15 protein-coding genes are annotated in these 16,893 nt (G+C 62.7%); 6 read left to right on the top strand and 9 right to left on the bottom strand.

The genetic code is table 11. The annotated features are described in order from the left end of the window. Window position 1: 1 nt before the first annotated feature. The 5 genes from Q0603_RS02410 to Q0603_RS02390 all read left to right on the top strand — a co-directional run bounded on the left by Q0603_RS02410 (window position 2) and on the right by Q0603_RS02390 (window position 6,765). The gene (locus Q0603_RS02410; protein ID WP_298721513.1) at window positions 2–1,252 is read left to right on the top strand and encodes an MFS transporter; all 1,251 of its coding nucleotides are present in this window, start codon (window positions 2–4) and stop codon (window positions 1,250–1,252) included. A 157-nt stretch (window positions 1,253–1,409) separates the two neighbouring features. Continuing rightward, window positions 1,410–3,725 carry a xanthine dehydrogenase family protein molybdopterin-binding subunit gene (locus tag Q0603_RS02405; protein ID WP_298721510.1) on the top strand — a complete coding sequence of 772 codons (2,316 nt, stop codon included), beginning with the start codon at window positions 1,410–1,412 and terminating at the stop codon, window positions 3,723–3,725. Between the two features lie 19 nt (window positions 3,726–3,744). Next, window positions 3,745–4,173: an NUDIX hydrolase gene (locus Q0603_RS02400; protein WP_298721509.1), complete on the top strand. Its 429-nt coding sequence runs from the start codon at window positions 3,745–3,747 to the stop codon at window positions 4,171–4,173. A 79-nt stretch (window positions 4,174–4,252) separates the two neighbouring features. Further along, complete coding sequence (locus Q0603_RS02395) at window positions 4,253–5,362, top strand: hypothetical protein (protein WP_298721506.1); 1,110 nt, start codon at window positions 4,253–4,255, stop codon at window positions 5,360–5,362. Beyond that, on the top strand, window positions 5,359–6,765 hold the full coding sequence (locus tag Q0603_RS02390) for a hypothetical protein (RefSeq protein WP_298721501.1): 1,407 nt from the start codon (window positions 5,359–5,361) through the stop codon (window positions 6,763–6,765). The genes Q0603_RS02395 and Q0603_RS02390 overlap by 4 nt, the downstream gene beginning before the upstream one ends. A 17-nt stretch (window positions 6,766–6,782) precedes the next feature. On the opposite strand, the gene pgi is transcribed toward Q0603_RS02390, so the two are convergent. The 4 genes from pgi to Q0603_RS02370 all read right to left on the bottom strand — a co-directional run bounded on the left by pgi (window position 6,783) and on the right by Q0603_RS02370 (window position 12,086). After that, entirely contained in the window at window positions 6,783–8,441 is a 1,659-nt protein-coding gene (gene pgi / locus Q0603_RS02385; RefSeq protein WP_298721497.1) for a glucose-6-phosphate isomerase, read from the bottom strand. 31 nt (window positions 8,442–8,472) lie between these two features. Beyond that, window positions 8,473–10,110, bottom strand: a complete 1,638-nt coding sequence (locus tag Q0603_RS02380; RefSeq protein WP_298721494.1) for an alpha-D-glucose phosphate-specific phosphoglucomutase — start codon at window positions 10,108–10,110, stop codon at window positions 8,473–8,475. Window positions 10,111–10,126: 16 nt separating this feature from the next. Further along, the gene (glpX, locus tag Q0603_RS02375) at window positions 10,127–11,089 is read right to left on the bottom strand and encodes a class II fructose-bisphosphatase (RefSeq protein WP_298721489.1); all 963 of its coding nucleotides are present in this window, start codon (window positions 11,087–11,089) and stop codon (window positions 10,127–10,129) included. A gap of 133 nt (window positions 11,090–11,222) precedes the next feature. Next, the gene (locus Q0603_RS02370; protein ID WP_298721486.1) at window positions 11,223–12,086 is read right to left on the bottom strand and encodes a DUF1194 domain-containing protein; all 864 of its coding nucleotides are present in this window, start codon (window positions 12,084–12,086) and stop codon (window positions 11,223–11,225) included. 118 nt (window positions 12,087–12,204) lie between these two features. Here Q0603_RS02370 and Q0603_RS02365 point away from each other — a divergent pair, with 118 nt between their 5' ends. Continuing rightward, the gene (locus Q0603_RS02365) at window positions 12,205–13,488 is read left to right on the top strand and encodes a UbiH/UbiF/VisC/COQ6 family ubiquinone biosynthesis hydroxylase (protein WP_298721483.1); all 1,284 of its coding nucleotides are present in this window, start codon (window positions 12,205–12,207) and stop codon (window positions 13,486–13,488) included. 8 nt (window positions 13,489–13,496) lie between these two features. Here Q0603_RS02365 and Q0603_RS02360 read toward each other — a convergent pair whose 3' ends face one another. From Q0603_RS02360 to Q0603_RS02340, 5 genes are all read right to left on the bottom strand, one after another. Then, window positions 13,497–14,756 carry an RNA polymerase sigma factor gene (locus Q0603_RS02360; protein ID WP_298721481.1) on the bottom strand — a complete coding sequence of 420 codons (1,260 nt, stop codon included), beginning with the start codon at window positions 14,754–14,756 and terminating at the stop codon, window positions 13,497–13,499. Next, a complete protein-coding gene (locus Q0603_RS02355) occupies window positions 14,753–15,136 on the bottom strand; it encodes a YciI family protein (RefSeq protein WP_298721478.1) in 384 nt (127 codons plus the stop codon). The genes Q0603_RS02360 and Q0603_RS02355 overlap by 4 nt, the downstream gene beginning before the upstream one ends. Before the next feature lie 132 nt (window positions 15,137–15,268). Further along, window positions 15,269–15,652, bottom strand: coding sequence for a DUF971 domain-containing protein (locus Q0603_RS02350; RefSeq protein ID WP_298721476.1), 384 nt, complete (start codon window positions 15,650–15,652; stop codon window positions 15,269–15,271). Between the two features lie 6 nt (window positions 15,653–15,658). Beyond that, entirely contained in the window at window positions 15,659–15,886 is a 228-nt protein-coding gene (locus Q0603_RS02345; RefSeq protein ID WP_298721473.1) for a Trm112 family protein, read from the bottom strand. 13 nt (window positions 15,887–15,899) lie between these two features. Further along, entirely contained in the window at window positions 15,900–16,598 is a 699-nt protein-coding gene (locus Q0603_RS02340) for an LON peptidase substrate-binding domain-containing protein (RefSeq protein WP_298721470.1), read from the bottom strand. Window positions 16,599–16,893: the final 295 nt, after the last annotated feature.

Below are 16,893 nucleotides of genomic sequence, written 5' to 3'. Positions count from 1 at the left end.
CATGCCTGAAGACGGATCAAGTCAGGCGCGACATCGCGATGTCGCGCGCACAGCCCTTATTCTTGTTGGCATATGCTTTTTGCTGAATGCGCTGTCGCGTGGCGCTGGTGAAACCTTCACCACCTTCCTGCTGGCATTGACCGATGAATTTCAGGCGGACCGCGCGAAAGTCGCCGCCATCTATTCGCTCCAGATGTTATTGGCAGGCTGCAGCGCGCCGCTTGCGGGTTATTGCTTTGACCGTTTCGGGCCGTTGAAACTTTATATAGGCGGTCTGATTTTACTCGCCGCCGGCCTGCTGGCAGCGTCGCAGGCAAGCCAGCTTTGGCAACTCTATCTGTTCATAGGCATCAGTGTCGGCAGCGCCGCATCGTCGCTGGGCAATGCGCCGCATTCCGCCCTGCTGGCGCGCTGGTTCGAAGGGGCTTCCCTGTCGCGGGCGATGAGCGTGGTCTATGCCGCGCTGGGCCTGGGCTCGCTCATGCTGGTGCCTTTGGCGCAGTTCCTGATCGAGACCTGGGGCTGGCGCACAGCCTATGTCGTTCTGGCGTGCATTGCGATCCTGGTGGCGCCGGCGCTGCTGCTGGTGCAATGGCCGCTGGCGCAGGCCGGCCGCGTCGCTCTGCCAGCGCCAACCGAGGAGAGGCCGGTCGCAACCGAATGGACCTTGTGGAGCGCGATGCGCACCACCGCCTTCTGGGGTTTGGCCTCGGTCTTCTTTTTCACCAGCGCCGGCATGTTCTCGGTGATGGTGCAGGCGGTCGCCTATCTGGTCGAACTCGGCTATGCGCCGCTGCAGGCCGCCTCGATCTATGGCTTGGTCGGCGTGCTGACGCCGATCGGTATTATCGGTTTTGCCTGGGCCGATGGCCGTATCGGCCGGCATGCTTCAGCAGCAATCTCCTATGCCTTCAGCCTGGCCGGCCTGGCCTCACTCTGGGCGTTGAAGGCGCATCAGAACCTGTTTTTCCTGTCTGCCTTCGTACTGCTGGTTGGCCTGTCTTTCGGCGCGCGCGGACCGATGGTCGGCGCCACGGCGGCCCGGATTTTTCAGGGCCGCCGCTTCGGGATGATTTTCGGGACCATCATGGTGGGTTCAGGCTTCGGCGTTTCGACCGGTACACTGCTGGGCGCCTGGCTGCACGACATCACCGGCGGCTATACGGCGGTATTCCTGTTTTCCGGCTTTTGCGTTGTCATGGGAGCCCTGCCGTTCTGGACTTACCGGTCTTTGCGCCGGTATGGGCCTTGAGGATGCATTTGAAGGAATGAACGCAGAGCAGGGGTGCAATCCGCGGTGTTTAAGGGGTGCAATCTCCGGTGTTTGGACGGGTTGAAAGGGCAGGCGGAATCCCTATCATTTCCGCCAGCGTCCTGCGTAGATACCACGCCCCGAAAGGAATCCCCAGATGACCAAGTTCGGCCAGAGCCAACCGGTTCGCCGTGTGGAGGACCAGCGTTTCATCACCGGTAAGGGGCGTTATACCGACGATATCAATCTTCCTGGCCAGCTTTATGGCGTGATGCTGCGCTCGCCGCATGCCCATGCCAAGATCCTCAAGATCGATACCACGGCAGCCCAGGGTGCGCCCGGCGTGCAGGCGGTCTATACGATTGCCGATCTGAAGGCGGCCAATATCGGCGACTTGCCCTGCACCATTCCGCTGAAAAACCGCGACGGCTCGCTGCGCGCCGACCCGCCGCGTCCGGCGCTGGCCGACGGTATGGTGCGCCATGTCGGCGATCCGGTTGCTTTCGTGGTGGCCGAAACTGTTGCCCAGGCGCGCGATGCGGCAGAGATGATCGAGGTGGATTACGATCCGCTGCCGGCCGCTGTCGACCTGGCGACTGCGATGGAGCCGGGCCAGCCGCAGATCTGGCCCGAGGTGCCGAACAACCGCGCCTTCGACTGGGAAGTCGGAGACAAGGCCAAGGTCGATGCGCTGTTCGCTTCAGCCGCCAAGACGGTCAAGCTGACGCTTGAGAATAACCGCATCGTTGTCGCCTCGATGGAGGCGCGCTCCGCATTGGCGAATTTTGACAAGGATAGCGGCCGCTTCACGCTCTACGTGCCAACCCAGGGCGTCTGGGTTCAGAAGAAGCTGCTGGCCAAGATTCTCAGTCTTCCCGAGGACAAGTTCCACGTTGTCACCAGCGACGTCGGCGGCGGCTTCGGCATGAAGATTTTCATCTATCCCGAGCAGGTGATGGTGCTATTTGCCAGCCGAGCCTTGGGGCGTCCGGTGAAATGGACCTCGGATCGCAGCGAGGCTTTCCTGACCGACACCCATGGCCGCGCGAATCTCACCCATGCCGAGCTGGCGCTGGACAAGGATAATACCTTCCTTGCTCTGCGCATTCACAACATCGCCGATATGGGCGCGTATCTGTCGACCTATGCGCCGATGATCCCGACCATGGCCGGCACCAAGGTGCTGTCCTCGGTTTATCGTTTCCAGGCGGTGCATGCCCATGTCGAAGGCGTGTTTACCAACACGGTGCCGGTGGACGCCTATCGCGGTGCCGGCCGTCCGGAATCGAATTACATCATGGAGCGTTTAATCGACGTCGCCGCGCGTGAATTGAAGATCGACCGTGCCGAGCTGCGCCGCAGGAACTACATCCCGCCCAGCGCCTTCCCCTGGACCAGCGCCATGGGCCTTACCTACGATTCCGGCGAATTCGAGAATACTTCCAACACGGCGCTTCAGGCGATCGACTGGGCCGGCTTCGAAGCGCGCCGCGCCGAAGCCCGCAAGCACGGCAAGCGCCGCGGTATCGGCATGGCCTATTATCTGGAGGCTACCGGTGGCGCGCCGACCGAGCGCGCCGAGATCAAGTTCACCGAAGACGGCTATGTCGAGGTATATGTCGGCACGCAGTCGACCGGTCAGGGCCACGAGACGGCCTATACCCAGATCGTTTCCGAGCAGCTTGGCGTCGATTTCGACAAGATCCGTATCAAGCAGGGCGATTCGGATGCCATTCCAACCGGCGGCGGCACCGGCGGCGCGCGGTCTCTCTATTCCGAGGGCGGCGCTATCCTCAAGGCCAAGGACGAGGTGATCGAAAAGGGCAAGGCGATCGCCGCCGACATGCTGGAGACCGCGCAGAGCGATATCGAGTTCAAGCTTGGCCGCTTTGCCGTGGCTGGCACCGATCGAGCTGTCGGCATCATGGAGGTCGCCGCCGAGGCGCGCAAACGCAGTGAACGCGGCCTCGACACTGCGGCCGACTGGCAGGTCCAGGCGATCACCTTCCCCAATGGCTGCCATGTCTGCGAGGTGGAGATCGACGAGGCCACCGGCGTGATCGAGGTGGTGCGCTATGTCGTCGCTGACGATATGGGGCGCGTGATCAACCCCACCATCGTGAAGGGCCAGATCCATGGCGGTGTGGTGCAGGGTATCGGCCAGGCGCTCTATGAAAACGTCGTCTACGATGCCGACGGCCAGTTGCTGACCGGCAGCTTCACCGATTACTGCCTGCCGCGTGCCGACAACTTCCCGGAGATCGAAGTCATTCTCTGCGAAGTGCCGTGCAAGACCAATCCGCTCGGCGTGAAGGGCGCGGGAGAAGCGGGCGCGGTCGGCTCGGCTCCGGCGACGATCAATGCGGTGGTCGATGCTCTCGCCGATCTTGGCGTGACCCATATCGACATGCCGGCCACGCCGCAGAAGATCTGGCGCATCCTCAACGGCGATCTGAGCCAGGCGGCGGAATAGGCGGCGGGCCGGCGCCGCGATGTCGCGCGAATATCCCACCCAGCCCCTGGTGGGGCTTGGCGCCATCGTCTGGAAAGACGGCAAGGTACTGCTGGTGCAGCGCGGCCGGCCGCCGCGCGCCGGTATCTGGAGCCTGCCCGGCGGCGCGCAGCATCTGGGCGAGACCGTTGCCGAAGGCATCCGGCGGGAATTGCGCGAGGAGACCGGCGTTGAGATCGAGCTGCTCGGGTTGGTGGAGGTTATAGATGCGATGCATCGTGACGCGGACGGGCGTCTGCTCTACCACTACACCATTGTCGACTATGCCGCCCGCTGGGTCAGCGGCGAGGCGGTTGCCGGCGATGACGCAGCAGCGGTCGCCTGGGTCGATCCGGCCGACCTTCCCCGATTCGAACTTTGGGACGAGACCATCCGGGTGATCGAAAAATCGCGGTCCTGGTTGGCCTGAACCCCGCCGAATTGTTTTCGCCGCTTCGGCCTTGTGGTTTAGTGGCGCCGAAGTAGGCCAACAGACGGTTGGACGGGGGATGACTTTTCCGGGCGGCGTAGGACAGCAGTTCCAGCCCACGAGATTTGAAGAACGCGGTACCGCCGTTTCTTTCACGACGCCGGCGCTGAGCCAGTCGCGCGTGCGCATGGATGACCGCGAGCAGCTTGAGCTGACGGTATCCGCCTTTTCCGGCGCCAAGGGGAATTACGTGATCCGCTGGCGCGATGTGCCGGAAATCTTTTCCCTGACCATGCATGACCGGGCGTTGCAGGACGCCATCCTGGCGCGGCGGTCATGCCTGCCGCCGGATATCCGCCAGGCCACCCTGGAAACCGCCAAGACCGGGTTGGCCGGCCCCGAGGCGCAGCGTTCCGCCGAGGAGGAACTGGCCGAACTGGAAAACGAGATCCTGCTGACCCGCTTTTTTTTGTTCCGGCAGGTGATTGATGGAATGTCGGACGGGCAGATGACCCTGCAGGTCTCCGACCTGACGACGTCCAGCGGCCGGGAACGCATCCGCAGCGGCCTGGGCGATATTGCCGAGCGGCTCGGCACCAATTCCCATGAGCTTTACATCCGGCTTGAGCGGTGGGGCGAATTGCTGGCGCCGATCGGCCTGCCGGGGATGCCCAAGAAATGCCGGATAGGACGTCTGATAGAGGCCATCGGCGATCTGGCCGACCGGCTGGACCGGTGGGCGAGCACCGACAAGTCGGAGGCGGCCGGTCTGGCCCGGGCGTCGGCGCGTATGGCCCGTTTTACCGAAGAATTTGCTCGCGAACTCGCCACCGCAGCCCTCCGGCCAGTGGAATATGCAGATCGTGTACTGAGCAATTGGGACAAGGCAGTCATCCCGCTAAAGCGGGACTTGGAGCGCCTGTGGTGGACCGTAGATGGCTGGGAGTTCATCATCCTGCTCTGGCGCGCCCATGAGGACAGGGATCGCGACGCCCAGCGCGCGGCCGTAACGGAAATTTACCGGATTTTGCCCATCATCCCGGAGAAGGAGGCGGCCAACCGGCCGAATCTCCACGGGATACAGGAGAGCTCGCGTATGCAGGTGCGCGCGTTGGAGGGGTGGAATTCCGGTATGCTCGACCTTGAGATGGTCCGTCGCGTGGAGACGGTGAAGCGGGGGCGCATATGAGCGACCTTACTGCCGAACTGCGCGATATTGAGCGCAAGCTATTCGAAATTCCAGACGAGAAGGTAGCGCAGCTCACCTTGCTGATTGAGCGCTCGCGCGCCGTCGTTCTGTCGGCCGCCATGGCCGATGCGGCCTTAGGCACGTTGCGGCCGCGTCTGGTGAAGACCCGACCGCCGCGGCATCTGACGCTGCAGCGCATATTCTGCCATCCCTTTGAAGATCTGCTGGTTTTGCCGGAAGACGGTGACAAGCAGTTCGGACGAATCTCGCGCGCCTCCGTGGCGCCGTGCTGGGATTTCGTGCTGTCCTGCCTCGATCAGGCCGCTGTGAAGGAATTGGAGGCCAGTCTGCGTGCCTCGTCGCCGCCGGCCATTGGCGCTAGTGCGGATCCGCGGATCGCGAAATTCGGCGCGACGCTGTGGAATATTGCCGCGCGGCGCCTGCGCGAGGAAATCGATCGCGCGAACAACGAGCCACCCCATCGCGAGGCACTGATTGCCAAGCTTGGCGGCGAAACGCCGTTCCTTGACCTGGTCGATATGCTTGGCGCGCTGGAGATTGCGGGCGCGCTGGAAAAGCTGCGTGATGAGTTATCGCCCAAGCCCGTGGGCAAGCTGCTGCCGGAGCAAATCGAGGCGATCCGCGAGGACTATACGGCCCTCTGCCTGAGCGGCGCGGCGATGCCCGGAATGATGATCGCTGTCGTGCTGGCGCGCACGAGTGATCCGTTCCAGCTGTTGCCGGTCTTCGATGCGCTGGGTGATCAGCCTACCGGCATTGAGGGGGTGAAGCCCGGTCAGTTTGTCCGCCGGATGATCTCGGGCGACAGCAGGCGTTTCTTCAAGTCGATCGGCCGCGCCAATGCCGAGAAGCTCGGCGACAGCAACATCGCCGCCATGGTTGATGATTTCGTCCGTATGATCGGCCGGCTGAAGGCCGATGGCATCGCGGATGGTCCGCAGCCCGAAATGGAGGCGGCAGAGGCCAGGTTGCGCGAGATGGTCAAGACCGGCGTCCTCGCCGGTGCCGATACGAAGATCATGGCGGCGCTCGATGCGCCGCGCCGCGACGATCCCTCCGCGGCGCAGGAGGCTTTGTTCGAAGCCAAGCTGCAGGCCGAGAATCGGGCCTTCGCATTGCAGAAGGTAGCCAAGGTCGCGAACGAAATCGGCGCCGAGAAGGAAGTCGCCAGCGCGCTGAAGACGCTGACGCAGCAGATCGAACAGGGTGGGGCTGCGCTGATCGCCGATATCAAATCCGGCAAGTTCAACGGCCTTGGCAAGGATGCAGCCAAGCAGCAGCTTTATGGTGCCGTACGCATGCTGGAACTGGTTGGCGGCGCTCAGGCCGCCTCCCGGTTGATGAAGGACGGCCTGACTGCCATAGACAAGCTGCCGGCCTGATTACCTGCTCGAATCGTTCAGGTCTGGCGTGGATAGCCGCGCGCGATATTGATCAGTGCGCTGGTTGCGGCATCATGCGGATGCTGCACATTGCTGTTTGTCAATTCCTCCAGGATCGGCTTGGCCAGCTGCTTGCCTAACTCGACCCCCCACTGATCGAAGGAATTAATCCCCCAGATCGCGCCCTGCACGAAGATCTTGTGCTCATACAGCGCGATCAGCATCCCCAGATAATACGGGTCCAGGCGCGGTAGCAGGATCGTCGTGCTTGGACGGTTGCCGGGGAAGGCTTTCTGCGGCGCCAGCATGGCGACCTTATCCTCCGGCAAGCCTTCCTGGCGCAATTCGGCCTCGGCCTCGGCGCGGGTACGGCCTTTCATCAAAGCCTCAGCCTGCGCGAAGGCATTGGCCAGCAGGATGTCGTGATGCTTGTCCAGCCGGTAATGGCTGCCCAGCGGCACGATGAAATCGGCTGGGATTGGTTGTGGCCCCTGATGCAGCAATTGATAGAAGGCATGCTGGCCGTTGGTGCCAGGCTCGCCGAACACCGTCGGACCGGTGGCATAACCGACGCTGCGCCCCCAGCGGTCGACGCCCTTGCCGTTGCTCTCCATATCCGCCTGCTGCAGATAGGCGGCCAGCTTCGACAGGCCATGATCGTAAGGCAGCACAGCCAGGCTGGTGAAGCCCAGGAAATTGATGTTCCAGATACCTGCCAGCGCCATCAGCACGGGCAGGTTTTTATCCAGCGGCGCCGTGGCGAAATGGCGGTCCATCGCATGGGCACCGGCCAGCAACTCGCGGAAGCGCGGCATGCCGATGGCAAGCGCGATGGACAGGCCAATCGCCGACCACAGCGAGTACCGACCGCCAACCCAATCCCAGAATTGCAGCACGCGCTCGGGTGGGATGCCGAATTTGCCGGGAATGCCGGGATTGGCCGAGATGCCGGTGAAATGCTTGGCCCAGTCGCAATCTGCACCCAGCGAACGGCGCAGCCAGTCGCGCGCCGTCTCGGCATTCATCATGGTTTCCTGGGTGGTGAAGGTCTTGGAGGCGACGATCACCAGGGTCGAAGCCGGATCGCAACGCTGCAGAGCGCGGGCGATATCCGCGCCGTCGACATTGCTGACAAAATGGATATCGAGGCCGGGCTGGCGATAGGGCGACAACGCCTCCACGACCATGCGCGGGCCAAGATCCGAGCCGCCGATGCCGATGGCAATGACATGCTTGAAGCGTTCACCGGTAACGCCGCGCCAGTGACCGCCGCGGATGGCGTCCACCATCGCGGCCATGCGCTGCAATTCGCGATGTACATGTGGCACCACGTCCTCGCCGTCGACAATCAGGCTGCTGCCCTTGGGCAGGCGCAGAGCGGTGTGCAGTACGGCGCGATCTTCGGTGACGTTAATACGCTCGCCGCGCAGCATGCGGTCCCGCCACTCCTCGACCTTTGCCTCACGGGCAAGATCGAGCAGCAGGTTTAAGGTTTCGCTCTCCAGCCGCTGGCGCGACAGGTCGAGCAAAAATTCATCGCAACGGAAGGAAAAGCGCTCGAAACGTTGTGGATCGGACGCGAACAATTCACGTAAGTGCCGCTGCTTCATAGCAAGAGCGTGGGCGGCAAGCGCTCGCCAGGCGGGCGTCTGGTCGATCGGCAGTGGCAACGACATGGCCTCTCCCTGGGATGTTACGTAATGGATGCTACGTAATCACATCTGGTTCCGCGCGACCGGTATGCTGACGGATGCCGGTCTGGCGCTCGGCAAAATCGATCAGCGGTTTCAGCTTTGCCTGCACATCTTCATTCTGGCGGGCAGGATCCGCCTCGAACAGTTCAAAATAAAGCCGGATCGTCGCGCCTTCGGTGCCGGTGCCCGATAGCCGCGCGATGATGCGCGCCTGTTCGCCGCAGATCACGCGCAGACCCTGCCCCTTGCTTTCGCTGCCATCCACCGGATCGCGATAGGCAAAATCGTCGGCGTTCGTTATCGTAAGTTCACCGATCTTGCTTCCCAAAAGCGTCGGCAGGCTGACACGCAGGGTATCGAGCGCCGTCTTGGCCTTCACGGCATCGACCGCTTCATAATCATGGCGGCTGTAATAATGCCGGCCATAGCGCCGCCAGTGATCCTGCAGGATGGACAACACCGTCTCACCCGGGCGTTTCGCCAGGATGTTCAGCCAGAACAGGACCGCCCATAGGCCGTCTTTCTCGCGCAGATGATCGGAACTGGTGCCGTAGCTTTCTTCACCACAGAGCGTGATTCGGCCGGCATCCAGCAGATTGCCGAAGAACTTCCAGCCGGTCGGCGTCTCGAAACAGGGAAGGCCAAGTGCCTTGGCCACGGCATCGGCCGCGCGGCTGGTTGGCATCGAACGCGCAACGCCCGCGATGCCGTTGGCATAACCCGGCGCTAGGCGTGCATTGGCGGCCAGCACGGCAAGGCTGTCGCTCGGCGACACCGCGACGCCTTTGCCCAAAATCATGTTGCGGTCGCCGTCACCATCGGATGCCGCGGCGAAGTCGAGTTGGCCGTCGATCACCGCGTCCTTGTACAGCTTGTCGGCATAGACTGGGTTGGGATCGGGGTGGCCGCCGCCGAAATCCTCTTTCGGCTCGGCATTGACGACCGCGCTTTGCGGCGCACCCAGCATGTCGATCAGCAGGCGGCGCGCATAAGGTCCGGTCACTGCATGCATGGCATCGAAGCGGAAGCGGAAATCCGGCTTTTGGATCAGCGCGCGAATAGCGTCGAAATCAAACAATGTCTGCAGCAGCGCGGCATAGTCCTCGACGGGATCGATCACGCTGACCGTCATTCCGCCCAGCCGCTGTTCGCCAACACGGTCAAGATCGAGATCCGCAGCCTCCAGGATGCGATAACGCTTAATCCGCTCGCTGCACAGATAGATGGCCTCCGTCACCGCTTCGGGGGCAGGGCCGCCATTGGCGATATTAAACTTGATGCCGAAATCGCCGTCCGGTCCTCCTGGGTTGTGGCTGGCAGACAAAATCAGTCCGCCCTGAGCCTTATGGCGGCGGATCACCGCGCTGGCCGCCGGCGTGGAGAGGATGCCGCCGCGGCCAACCAGCACGCGGGCAATGCCGTTGGCAGCCGCCATGCGCAGGATGATCTGGATTGCCTGCCGGTTGAAGAACCGGCCGTCTCCGCCCAGCACCAGCAGGCCGCCCTTCAGCGCCTCCTGCGTGTCGAATACCGACTGCACGAAGGCTTCCAGATAGCCTGGCTGCTGGAAGACAGTGACCTTCTTGCGCAGGCCCGATGTGCCGGGCTTCTGTCCGGCAAAAGGCTTGAGCGGAATCTCGCGCAGGTTCATCGCGCGATGCTCCTGATCAGCGCTTCGGGATTCGGCTGACGAGGTCGTAGCGCGCCCCGGTCTTTGCCATCAGGATCACGGTATGCAGGCGGACTTCGCCGCGGTCGATGGTGATGCCGCGGCACAGCGGTCCGGAATTGATGCCGGTGGCGACGAAGATCGCATCGTCGCTTTTTACCAGTTCGCTGCCGCTCAGCCACTTGGTGCTGTCGAGACCGAATTCCTTCACCTTGGCAGCTTCCTCGTCGCTTTGCGGATCGACGCGGCCGAAGAACTCGCCGCCGAGAGCCTTGGCAAAGATTGCCGTGATCACGCCCTCTGGTGAGCCGCCGGTGCCGAACAAGGCATCGACGTTATGGCCCTTCTGCAGCGCCATGAAGGCGCCGGCCACATCGCCGTTTTCCTGCAGCACCGTGCGCGCGCCGGCCTCATGGATTTCCTTGATCATCGCATGATGGCGTTTGCGGTTGAGCACGAAGATACGCAGCTCGGAGATCGGCTTGTTCAGCGCGGCCGACAGCGCTTCCAGCTTTTTCTTCACTGGCCAGGTCGGGTCGACCTTGCCTTTGGCCGCAGCCGGCACCACCAGCTTGTCCATGTAGAAGCTGGGGCCTAAATCGAACATCGAGCCGCGTGGGCTCAGGGCGAAAACCGCCATCGAATTGTCGACGCCGTTGGCCATGTTGGTGGTGCCCTCGATGGGGTCCACGGCGATTTCGATTTCCGGCTCGCCTGTGCCGATGCGTTCGCCACGATAGAGCAGCGGCGCGTTGTCCTTCTCGCCTTCGCCAATCATCACCACGGCATTGATGTTGATCTCGTTCAGGGCCTTGCGCATTGCCTCCACGGCGGCGCCGTCGCCTTCCTCCTTCTTGCTGCGGCCTACCCAGTCATAGGCGGCGATGGCGGCAGCTTCGGTGACGAGGCGAAGGGCGAACGGAAAATCGGCGCGGTCGAACGGACCAGTACGCGAGGTCATTGGCGGGAACTCCCAGAGGGTCAGTCGTATCAGGTGGGCCGGTTGCTTCCGGACGGTTTATTCCTTGGAAATACGGCAAAAGGCGGGCAAGGCCAAGACCGGAGGCCGGTGATTTTGCTGGGGTTCCACCCGTTTACTGGTCGAAGCGCCGGCGCCAGAATTCCTGGCTCTGCCGTTCGCCGATGTCGCAGCCTTTTTCATAGCCCGGACTCTCAGTCCTGAGAATCGGACCCGATTTCGGCTGACGAGGACCCGGCTGGAGGACGGGGGCCGCAGGCCTTTGCGCGATCTCCAGCACCAGCTTGCGCCTGATCGCCTCGAAGAAGGTATCAAACCCCTCGGCCGCCACCACGAAGGCGCCTGGCCCGCCGATCACGCAGCCCTCGTAATAGCGATCCAGATCCTCCAGGACGGGAAAACCCCAGGTATTGACCCGTCCGTTCATGATCGGCAGGCCATTGATGACGATACCCGCGGCGAGTGCCTGGTCGCGCGCCAGATCGACCCGCCCGCCATCATTGTTCGGCCCATCGCCCGAGATGTCCAGCACGCGGCGCAGGCCCTGATACGGCCCGCTGCCGAAACGCGGCACCGCATGAAGGATGGCGCCGGAAATACTGGTTCGCCGTGCGGTACGCACCGGATGTTCCAGCAACTGCCGGGCCACGGCCTCGGCGCTGGCTTGGTCATGCACCAGGGTCCATTCGATCATGTCGGTTTGCATGTAGTTGTCCGACCATTCGAAATAGGCGAGCGCAATGCGGCCATGGATGCCGGAACGGATCGCCTTGATGACGGCGGGATCGACGATGGCGCGGGCATAACCTTCGCGCTGAAGTTTGGCTTCATCGGGATCGATGCTGCCGGAAATATCCACAGCCAGCAGCAATTCCAGATCGACGGGAATCTTTTCTTGCGCCGCCGCTTCCCGCGGCAGGGGCGGGAAAAGGGCCGTGAGCCAAGCCAGCACAAGAAGGACCAGCCATCCACGATGCATGGCTGAGAAGCTAGTACGGCTACAGTGTCGCGTCCATATCAGCTTTGCGCTTGACGGCACCTTTGGCTCTGGACAATCCAGCCCGCCCCGTCGATGGTACGGACTCCAGAGGCATTGCATGATCGAGCAGGCAACAATTTCCCAAGCGGCCACGGATTCCCGCGATACGGAGTCCTGCGATGTGGTCATCATCGGCGGCGGATTGGCAGGACTGACCGAGGCGATCGCGCTGGCCAGTCACGGCATTTCGGTCGCGGTGATCGACCGGGAGGATCCGGTACGTGCCACCCAGGCCGCATTCGACGGCCGAGTCTCGGCAATTGCCCTGGCCTCGCAGCGCATGCTGGAGGCGATCGGCCTGTGGCGTCATGTGCGCGAGGCCCAGCCGATGTGGGACATCCGCGTCTCGGACGGCGATTCGCTGCTTTTCGTGCATTACGATCATCGCGATCTCGGCGATGCGCCTTTCGGCTATATGGTCGAAAACCGCGTGATGCGGCTGGCCCAGCAAGCTGCCCTGGAAGAACTGCCAGCGCTGCGGCTCTTCGCGCCGATGAGCGTCAGCCGCATTGAGCGCGGTACCCCCGGTTCAGGGGCTCCGGCCATGGTGGAACTGGAAGACGGCCGCCGTCTGCATGCCCGGCTGGTGATTGGCGCTGATGGCCGGCAATCCATGGTACGCGAGCAGGCCGGCATCAAGACAGTGACCTGGGCTTACGACCAGACCGGCATCGTCTGCACAGTGGCGCATGAACTGCCGCATGAGGGCGCGGCACAGGAGCGTTTCCTGCCGGCAGGACCGTTCGCCATTCTGCCGATGACCGATGACGAGAATGGCATACACCGCTCGTCGCTGGTCTGGACCGAACCTACCGGGCGCGCCAAAGCTATCATGGCGCTGACTGACGCGGATTTCCAAGCTGAGATGCGCCGCCGGTTCGGCGACGGCTACGGCGAGGCCCATGTGGTGGGACCGCGTTGGTCCTATCCGCTCAGCTTCCTGCATGCCGAGCGCTATACCGATCACCGTCTGGCGCTGATCGGCGACGCGGCCCATGGCATCCATCCCATCGCGGGACAGGGACTCAATCTGGGGCTGCGCGATATCGCCGCACTGACCGAGGCGCTGGTGGATGCCAAGCGGCTGGGTCTCGATCTTGGTCAGGCCGATGTGCTGGAGCGTTACGCCCGCTGGCGCCGCACCGATACGCTGGTGCTCAGCGCGGTTACTGATGGTTTGACCCGGCTATTCTCCAATGACATCGTGCCGGTCCGCATCGTGCGCGATCTGGGGCTTGGCATCGTGGATCGCATTCTGCCGCTGAAGAAGTTCTTCATGCGCCATGCGATGGGCGATGTCGGAACCCTGCCGCGGCTTTTGAAGGGCGAGCGGCTGGGGTGACCGTCGGCTCAAGCCGCCGGCTGATTGCTGTCTTTCTGCAGCCGATCCAGATGCTGGCGGATATGCGCGGCCTCTGCCGGCGTACGTGCCAGTGCAATGGCCTTGCCGAAAGCGATGCCCGCTTCCTCGTTGCGGCCAAGCTGCATGAGCAATGCGCCTTGCAGGCCATGGAAATGGAAATAGCTTGATAAAGGCTTGGCCAGGGGCTGGATCATCTCCAGTGCCGCTGCCGGCCCCAGCCGCTTGGATACCGCGACGGCGCGGTTGAGTGTTACCACGGGTGAGGGCTGCAGCCGCTCCAAGGTGGCGTAGAGCATGTCGATCTGCGCCCAATCGGTATCTTCCGGGCGGCTGGCCTGCGCATGCAAGGCGGCAATTGCCGCCTGCACCTGATAAGGCCCGGTGCGGCGATGCCGCATCGCTTTGTCGATCAGTGCCGTTCCTTCGGCGATCATCCCGGCATTCCACAGGCTGCGGTCCTGATCGTCCAGCAGGACGATCTGCCCGTCCGCATCGAGCCGTGCCGGTGTGCGCGCATGTTGCAGCAGCATCAGCGCCAGCAGGCCCATGATCTCCGGTTCGGATGGAAACATTCGCAGCAAAAGCCGAGCCAGCCGGATTGCTTCCTCGCATAGCGAGGCGCGGATCTGCGCTTTGCCACCGCTGGCGGAGTAGCCTTCATTGAATACGAGGTAGATCATCGCCGCGACCACGCCCAGCCGCTCGGCCCGCTCCGGCGCGCCCGGCGCCTCGAAGGGCAGGGCGGCATCGCTCACCTTGCGCTTGGCGCGTGTGATGCGCTGCTCCATCGCGGCTTCGCTGACCAGGAAGGCGCGAGCGATCTCAGCCACCGTCAGGCCGGAGACGATGCGCAAAGCCAGCGCTATCTGCTGCGTCGCCGGCAGTTCGGGATGGCAGCAGATGAATAAAAGCCGCAGCACATCGTCGTGGTATTGCGCATGGTCAATCTGCTCGGCCTGCCAGCTTTCGGCGTCCTCCAGGTCGCAGATCACGGCTTCATCGGGCAGAGCTTCCTGTCGTTGCCGCCGGCGCATGTCGTCAAGGCCCGCGTTGCGTCCTACAAAGACAAGCCAGGAAACCGGATCGCGCGGCGGACCGTTCAGCGGCCAATGCTTCAGGGCTCTGAGACAGGCTTCCTGAAAGGCTTCCTCGGCGCGGTCGAGGTCGCGGAAATAACGCAGCAAAGCACCCAAGGCCTGAGGACGCGCAGCGCGCAACGCCGTGTCAGTCCAGGCCAGGTCGCTCATGCGGACAGGTTCTCCAATGCCAGGGCGCCGGCATTGCAATAACGCAAAGGCCGGATTTCAAAGGTGCCGCGATCCTCATTGCCGCCGATGCGTTTCGCAGTCTCGATGGCCTCTTCGAGACTGGCGCAATCGATCACATAAAGGCCCAGCAACTGCTCCTTGGTCTCGGCAAATGGTCCATCAAGCACCAGCGGCTCCTTGCCATAGCGTACGGTAGTTGCGGCCGTTGTCGGCATCAGACGCAAGACCGGGCCCAGCTTGCCGTTCACCGCCAAGGCATCGGTCACCTGCCGGCGTCTGGCGATTACGGCATCGTCCTTCTCCTTGGGCCAGGCTTCGACCGCCGCTTCGTCATTGTAGCAAAGGATTGCATAGAGCATGGATCTTCCCTTCGTCTTATCCCAAGGACGCCGATGCCCGCCTTGTCCCGACAGGTGCGGAGAAAAAACGTATGGCGGCATCCAGCAGCCTGTAGCACAGACACCCGCCGCTTAAGGCGTTGACAGTGAAGATCAGCGTTGCGGATCGCGGCTCAGGCCCTTGGCCTCCAGGCCGGCCAGATAGGCAGCCCACAACTCCTGCTGGTCATGGCCGCGGTCGTAGAACCACTCCCAGCTATAGATGCCGCTGTCATGCAGATCGTCGAATTTCAGCCGCACGGCATAGGTGCCGACCGGTTCGATCCCGATGATGCCGACATGGCGGCGGCCGGGCACCAGGGTTTTCGTGTTCGGCCCATGGCCCTGCACTTCGGCCGACGGGCTTTCGACACGCAAAAACTCCGCCGTGAAGGAGAACTTCTTGCCGTCGGCGAATTCCACTTCCAGCAGCTTCTCGGCTGATTTGTAGCGCAGTTCAGTGCAGGCGGGTCGGCCTGCCTGCTGGTATGGCGACATGGACATTTAACCGACGTGAGACGGACGGTCGTCGATCTGGCGCGCCTCGTCCACCAGCATGATCGGGATGCCATCGCGGATCGGGAAAGCCAGCCCGGCCTTCTCACTGATCAGCTCGTTCTTCTCGCGGTCATAGACCAACGGCCCCTTGGTCACCGGGCAGACCAGCAATTCGAGCAACTTGGGGTCGACAGGCGCCGCGGCGGGCGAGGGAGCGGACGTGGCTTCGGTCATGATAATGCTCCGGTCAGTTCAGCTTCGGGTTGTTACCCGAGCCGGAATAATGCGGGCTACCCGATTCTAGCACCGCCATCTCCAGCAGCGTAGTCAGCAGCGCGGCGCGGTCGCGGAAATGTGCGGCTTCCAAAAGGGCTTGCTTTTCGCCGGCGGTGAAGGGGCAGATCATGCTCAAGGAATGCACCAGCAGTTCATCGGGTGCAGCATGGATCGAGTCCCAGTCAATAGGCAGGTTGCGCCGCTCGCCATAGGCCTTCAGCGCCTTCAGCAGGCGATCGCGGTCCGCCTCACCACTCTGCACGCGCGTGAAATCATCTGCATAAGGGGTGTAATCCGCTTCCACCTGCCGATACAGCGTATCGACATCGAGCTCGCGTGCCACGGCAAACCGGCACAAACCGCGCAGGGTGATCAGGATGCGGCCATCCTGGGTTTCGGCTGCATCAGCAATCGCGCCAACGCAGCCGACCTTGTAGACATCCGGACGTGGATTACGACGCTCGGATTCGGTTGGCTGGATCATGCCGATCAGCGCTGCGCCACCCGATTTCGCTTTCTTTAGCGCGTCGCGTGTCATCGCCAGATAGCGCGGCTCGAAGATGTTGAGCGGCAGCACGGTGTTCGGCAGCAGCAGCACGCCGCTCAGCGGAAAAATCGGGATTGTGCGGCTCAATGCACCGATATCGCCGGGAGGCGGCAGGTCATTCATGCGAACAGGATGGAAGAAAGCCGGCGACGCGCTTCCACAGTCAGCGGATCCATCGGCCCCAGCGCCTCGAAAATCTTCACGAGCTGCTTGCGCGCCGCTTCGTCGTTCCATTTGCGGTCGCGCTTCACCAGATCGAGCAGCTGATCGATGGCTTCCTGCGTCTTCTGCGCGCCGAACAGCGCTACGGCATAATCATAGCGCGCCTGATGGTCGTTCGGATTGGCAGCAACGGCCTGCTCCAGCGGAGATCGGAAGAGCACACGTCTGAACTCCAGTCACTGACCAATCTCGTATG

The organism is uncultured Ferrovibrio sp. (assembly GCF_937960835.1).
Lineage (GTDB): Bacteria > Pseudomonadota > Alphaproteobacteria > Ferrovibrionales > Ferrovibrionaceae > Ferrovibrio.
Note: the sequence above shows the minus strand (reverse complement) of the source record. Positions and strands in the feature narration are given on the sequence as shown.